This window comes from Dethiosulfatibacter sp., from assembly GCF_983023055.1.
In genome coordinates this window covers 1-6154 of record NZ_CEZJXU010000048.1, presented here as the reverse complement: position 1 = coordinate 6154, position 6154 = coordinate 1, and the positions used below count along the sequence as shown (strand labels likewise).

The following is a 6154-nucleotide window of genomic DNA, read 5'->3' as shown; positions in this document are numbered from 1 at the left end:
TCTGTAGATCCCCAACGAAGTTGCCAGGGGCGAAAAATCGAAAAATAAAAAACATAATATATGCAGGGGTTGGAAAATGCGGCAATGCTGCTTCCGAAAAAATTTATTGGCTGCAAAATCAAACAACCTGTATATAAACATATAAGAGTATTCTCAATTTTAAAGTAAGTAAAATTGAGAAGTATAAATAATGCTTGGATAAAATCAAAACCCAAATATAAAGATGGCCAAATGGCCATCTTTTGTATTGCTAAAAAAAGAGGTTGTTCATAAGTCAATAAACTCATGAACAACCTTTATTGTTTCTTAAATCACAGTGCCTCAGGGATTGCTTACATCATTCCAGGCATACCACCTGGCATACCGGCTGGCATACCGCCCATTGGATCATTGTCACTAGGTTCGTCAACAACAGCTGCTTCAGTAGTAAGGACCATTGCTGAAACAGATGCTGCATTTTGAAGTGCATATCTTGTAACTTTGGTAGGGTCAACTATACCTGAATCCATCATATTTACATAGGTTTCATTTAAAGCGTCAAATCCCATTCCAAGTTTGCTGTTTTTAATCTTATCAACTATTACAGATCCTTCAAGTCCTGCATTAATAGCGATTTGTCTAACTGGTTCTTCAAGAGCTCTCATTATTATAAGAGCACCAGTTCTTGAATCTCCCTCAAGCTCATCAGCAACCTTTTCAACAGCTCTTACAGTGTTTAGAAGTGCAACTCCACCACCTGAAACAATTCCTTCTTCAACAGCAGCTCTTGTAGCATTCAATGCATCTTCTATTCTAAGTTTCTTTTCCTTCATTTCAGTCTCTGTAGCAGCACCAACATTAATTACTGCAACTCCGCCTGAAAGCTTGGCAAGTCTTTCCTGAAGTTTTTCCTTGTCAAATTCTGAAGTAGCTTCTTCGTATTGAGCCTTTATTTGCTTAACTCTCTCATTAATCTCTTCTTCAGTTCCTGCTCCATCAACAATTGTTGTGTTTTCCTTGTCAACCTTAACAGATTTTGCTGATCCCAGCATATCTACTGTAGTTTCCTTGATATCAAATCCAAGCTCTTCTGAAATTACCTGAGCTCCAGTAAGTATTGCAAGGTCTCTCAACATTTCTTTTCTTCTGTCTCCAAATCCTGGAGCCTTAACTGCTACACAGTTGAATGTTCCTCTCAACTTGTTTACAACAAGAGTAGCAAGAGCCTCTCCCTCTATATCTTCAGCTATTATAAGTAGGGGTCTTCCCTGCTGTACTATTTTCTCAAGCACTGGAAGAATATCCTGGATATTAGTGATTTTCTTATCTGTTATTAGAAGGTATGCATCACCAAGGTTAGCTTCCATCTTCTCTGCATCTGATACCATATATGGAGAAAGATATCCTCTGTCAAACTGCATACCTTCAACTACATCAAGATCAGTATCCATAGTTCTTGATTCCTCTACAGTTATAACGCCTTCTTTTCCAACCTTATCCATTGCTTCAGCAATAAGCTTTCCTATGAACTCGTCTGCAGCTGAAATCGATGCAACCTGTGCAACGTCTTCGCTTGTCTCAACCTGCTTTGAAAATCCTTTTAGTTCTTTAACCGCAGCATCAACAGCCTTTTGAATACCTCTTTTGAGTATCATCGGGTTAGCACCTGCAGCAACATTTTTCATACCTTCTCTGATAATTGCCTGAGCCAACAGCGTAGCTGTTGTTGTTCCGTCTCCGGCTACATCATTAGTCTTAGTTGCAACTTCTTTTACAAGCTGTGCTCCAAGATTTTCATATGGATCGCTAAGTTCTATTTCTCTTGCTATAGTAACTCCATCATTTGTAATCAAAGGTGATCCAAATGATTTTTGAAGTACCACATTTCTACCTTTTGGTCCCAAAGTAACCTTTACTGTATCAGCCAGTTGGTTGATACCTGATTCCATAGATCTTCTTGCTTCTTCATTAAATTTAATCTGTTTAGCCATTTTCTACACCTCGTCCTTATTCTACTATTGCTAAAACATCTTTTAGCTCTAATACTGTAAATTCATTTCCATCCAACTTAATTTCAGTTCCTGAATATTTGGATATTATTACCTTGTCACCAATTTTTATCTCATCTTTTATCTTATCATCATTTAGGATACCTGTTCCAACAGCTATAACTTCAGCTATTGATGGTTTTTCCTTTGCAGTTCCCGGCAAAACTATTCCACTTTGAGTTTTTTCTTCAGCTTCAAGCATTTTTATTACTACTCTTTCACCTAAAGGTTTAATATTCATACTACCTCCATATAATCCTGTATTTTTTCTTATTTGTTAGCACTCGTATCAGGTGAGTGCTAAAGCTTACAATGAATATGATACTTCAATAAAGATAAAGTTTCAAATGCAGTTATAGTTTAATTTCAGCCAATTTTATCCAATTTCATCATTTTACTTCAACCATCTCCACAATACGCTATATTTCTTTTATTTACTTCGCATTCTTATGTTTTTCGTTATTTTTGCCTATATTGTTTTCTCTTCCATAGTAAAAGAGATACTGTTGCGCAAACCCTGCATAGTCGCCAAAGTTCTTAAAAGCGAATTCTCCAATTCCATCCTCGGCTATTTCATCCTCATAAAGAGTAGTCATTATTCTTTTAATCCATACATCTACGGGAAAAGCTCCATATTTACCCATTGAAAAAAGAAGGATACAGTGGGCAACCTTGTCCCCTACTCCTTTAAGTTTTTTTAGTTCCTCTGAAGCTTTCTTATATCCCAGTTCATTAAGAGAATAAAGCCATTCCCTGTTATCCGCAATATGTTTTGCAGCAGCCAGTATGTATTTGTCCCTGAATCCCACCTTGCAGCTTCTTATTTCATCCAGATCCGCTTTCGCTAGTGATTCAGGTGTAGGAAAGGAATAATGCTTCCTCCCTCTGAAGCTACCTATTTCTTCTCCATATTTGACAGAAAGATTTTCCACTGCATTTTTTATCATGGGTATCCTATTGTTTGCAGATATTATAAATGTTATGAGGACTTCCCATTCATCCTGGTTGAGTATTCTTATTCCCCTTCCAAAATTTATGGCGTCATGCATGTTTTTGTCAATATTAATATGAGTTTTTATCTTTCCATAATCCCTAGAAAGGTCTAGATAATCACTCCATATAACATCAAAATCCTGTTTATTAGTATTGTTAACGACAAGACGGTTTTCAAAAAAGCCAATATTTACAACTTTTCCATATGCAACACCTGTATAACTGCCATCCGGTTCTTCAATCCATCTAAAGCACTGGCCACAGTCGAATACATGTTTTGGTATGAAATCACTAATATCTTCTATTTCAATTTTATTTTCATAATATTTAACTACCAATAAATCCTCCAAATGAATTTTTTATAAGAACAAAGTGACTACGTCACGTCATTCTCGTGTGCGAGTGTTGTCTGCGTAGAAAGTTTCCTTAACCGCAAAATACCAACGATTCAAGGAATTTTGCACATTTTAACTTTCTTAAGCAAAAATAAAAACTCGTATACACGAGTTTTATTCTTCTGAATCATTTTTTTGTTTATAGTAATAAGCCAATGTATAAAGACTTTCATTCATCCTCACGTGTTCAATTGCAACATCTTCTTCAACTTTTATATCTGTAGGAGCAAAATTCCATATTGCCTTGATTCCGTGTGAAGTCAAGATATCAGCCACATCCTGGCTTACAGCCTTTGGTGTACATATTACACCCATATCTATTTCATTCTCATCAAGATAAACCGGCAGGTCATCCAAGTCCTTGATTTCTATATCTCTGATTCTCAATCCTATAAGCTTTGGATTTTTATCAAACAAAGCCAAGACTTCAAATCCTTCTTCATAGAACCCTGCATAGTTTGCAACTGCCTGGCCTATGTTACCTGCTCCAACAATTACAACTCTGAATTTTTGGTTCAATCCAAGTATCTTGTTTATTTCTTCTCTCAAATTTATCGCATCATATCCATAACCCTGCTGTCCAAATCCTCCAAAATTATTTAAATCCTGCCTGATTTGCGAAGCGGTGAATCCTGTCATTTTACTAAGATCATTTGATGATACTCTATTAATTCCTTTTTCCAGTAGATCTCCCAAATATCTGTAATATTTAGGTAGTCGTCTTATTACTGCATCTGATATTTTTTTCTCTTTCCCCATACTTACACCTCACTTAGATAATATTTTAACAATTTTCGGGTAATATTTCAATACTTTTAACAAATTATTCCAAATTTCAGCGTCATTTACCACTCGTTTTTTTTATACTGCTTAAGCAAATCTTATAACAGAATCATAAATACACTTTACAACCACCCTATTTATAAATATACTATATGATGGTGATTAAATGATTGATATATCTTGTAAAAAACTAACCATGTCTTATTCAGCCACAAAAATACTAGACAAATTAAATTTTACCATAAATGAAAACGAAAAGGTAGCATTAATTGGTCTAAATGGATCCGGCAAGACAACTTTATTCAACATCCTCACTTCAGAACTTGAATATGACAGCGGTACCGTCTATGTGAACAAGGCAAAAAAACTTGGATATTTGAAACAGATAGATAATTTCGCAGACAGCGACACAATATACAGTATCATAGAAGAAGTGTTCCAACATATAATGGACCTGGAAAATCTTCTTAGAAACCTGGAAGCCAAAATGAGCAATCCTTCAGGTGAAGAAGATGTGAATGTTATAATGGAAGAATACTCTACTGTCAATGACGAATTCGAAAAACTGGACGGATACAGCTATCAAAGTAGAATAAAAGGCGTCCTTAACGGACTTGGCTTCAGACATGATGATTTCAGTAAAAACATAACAAAACTCAGCGGCGGTCAGAAAAACAGAGTCATGCTTGCAAGACTTCTTCTTTCCTCTCCTGACATACTTCTTCTTGACGAGCCCACCAACCACCTTGACATAAAGTCGGTTGAATGGTTGGAAAAATTCATCAAGGATTACAAAGGCACTGTTCTGCTAATTTCCCACGACAGGTATTTTCTTGATAGTGTTACTTCCAAGACTCTGTTTCTGAACAACGAGAGCATTACACAATACAACGGCAACTATAGCTACTTTATTAAAAAACGTTCAGAAAATCTAGAACTTCAAAGAAAAAAATACATAATCCAAGAAAAGGAAATACAGCGACAAAAGGAAATAATTTCAAAATTTCTTTCAAACGGAAGAGACAAGAAGGTTAAGCAGGCAAAAAGCAGAGAAAAAATGCTTCAAAATATTCAACGTGTTGAAAAACCCGAAGAAGAAAACAACAAAATTTCCATACGGTTTACCCCTGGAATTGAAAGTGGAAACGACGTACTTTTCGTTAATAATTTATCAAAATCTTTTGAAGAAGAGAAAGTATTTGAAAATATCGATTTCAAAATATACAAAGGTGATAAGATAGGACTAATAGGTCCAAATGGCGTGGGGAAATCAACCCTAGTAAAGATTGTTACTGAACAGCTAATTTCCGATTCAGGTGAATACAGCTTTGGACACAATGTAAACATAGGCTACTTCGACCAGGAGCTTTCCGGACTCAATCCTGACAATTCAGTACTGGATGAAATCTGGGACGAATACCCTAGACTAAAAGTACATGAGATCAGGGGCTACCTTGCCAGATTCAATTTCTTCAATGATGACTTGTTTAAAACCATTAATAATCTCAGTGGAGGAGAAAAAAGCAGACTGTCACTACTGAAACTAATGCTTTCCAATACCAATTTCATAGTTATGGACGAGCCTACAAACCATTTGGACATTGACTCAAAGGATGTACTTGAGAAAACTATCTCTGACTATACCGGCACAATACTAATAATCTCTCATGACAGGTATTTTCTGAACAAAACAGTTACAAAAATACTTGAAATGGATTCTACTAATATGGCAGAGTATCTGGGAGACTACGATTACTATTACTATAAAAAGAATATGTCCGATGTTGAAGAAGAAACAGAAAACAGAATAACAAAAACAGAACTTAAGAACAATGCAAAAAAAGAACGTGAACGCATCAGAGAAAGACAACAACTTAAGAAAAAGATAATGGAAATTGAAGATTCAATACACAATCTTGAAGAAGAAGTCGCAGAACTTGAGAAACAGCTTTGCCT

Annotated in this window: 5 protein-coding genes; 1 reads left to right on the top strand and 4 read right to left on the bottom strand. The window is 35.7% G+C overall.

Annotation, left to right across the window (positions count from 1 at the left end; all coding sequences use genetic code 11):
• Positions 1–332: 332 nt before the first annotated feature.
• The 4 genes from groL to AC3AX0_RS03150 form a co-directional block, all read right to left on the bottom strand.
• Positions 333–1970 carry a chaperonin GroEL gene (gene groL / locus AC3AX0_RS03165; RefSeq protein ID WP_487548857.1) on the bottom strand — a complete coding sequence of 546 codons (1638 nt, stop codon included), beginning with the start codon at positions 1968–1970 and terminating at the stop codon, positions 333–335.
• 16 nt (positions 1971–1986) lie between these two features.
• Entirely contained in the window at positions 1987–2268 is a 282-nt protein-coding gene (locus AC3AX0_RS03160) for a co-chaperone GroES (protein WP_487548856.1), read from the bottom strand.
• Positions 2269–2461: 193 nt separating this feature from the next.
• On the bottom strand, positions 2462–3358 hold the full coding sequence (locus AC3AX0_RS03155) for a DNA-3-methyladenine glycosylase family protein (protein WP_487548855.1): 897 nt from the start codon (positions 3356–3358) through the stop codon (positions 2462–2464).
• A gap of 171 nt (positions 3359–3529) precedes the next feature.
• Entirely contained in the window at positions 3530–4174 is a 645-nt protein-coding gene (locus AC3AX0_RS03150) for a redox-sensing transcriptional repressor Rex (RefSeq protein ID WP_487548854.1), read from the bottom strand.
• A 190-nt stretch (positions 4175–4364) separates the two neighbouring features.
• On the opposite strand from AC3AX0_RS03150, the gene AC3AX0_RS03145 reads away from it, so the two are divergent.
• The coding region (locus AC3AX0_RS03145) for an ABC-F family ATP-binding cassette domain-containing protein (protein WP_487548853.1) at positions 4365–6154 on the top strand (1790 nt) is incomplete at its 3' end.

Bases quoted from the DNA above. Each gene is read 5' to 3' on its own strand.
- groL (WP_487548857.1), bottom strand. From the start codon at position 1,970: ATGGCTAAACAGATTAAATTTAATGAAGAAGCAAGAAGATCTATGGAA.
- AC3AX0_RS03160 (WP_487548856.1), bottom strand. From the start codon at position 2,268: ATGAATATTAAACCTTTAGGTGAAAGAGTAGTAATAAAAATGCTTGAA.
- AC3AX0_RS03150 (WP_487548854.1), bottom strand. From the start codon at position 4,174: ATGGGGAAAGAGAAAAAAATATCAGATGCAGTAATAAGACGACTACCT.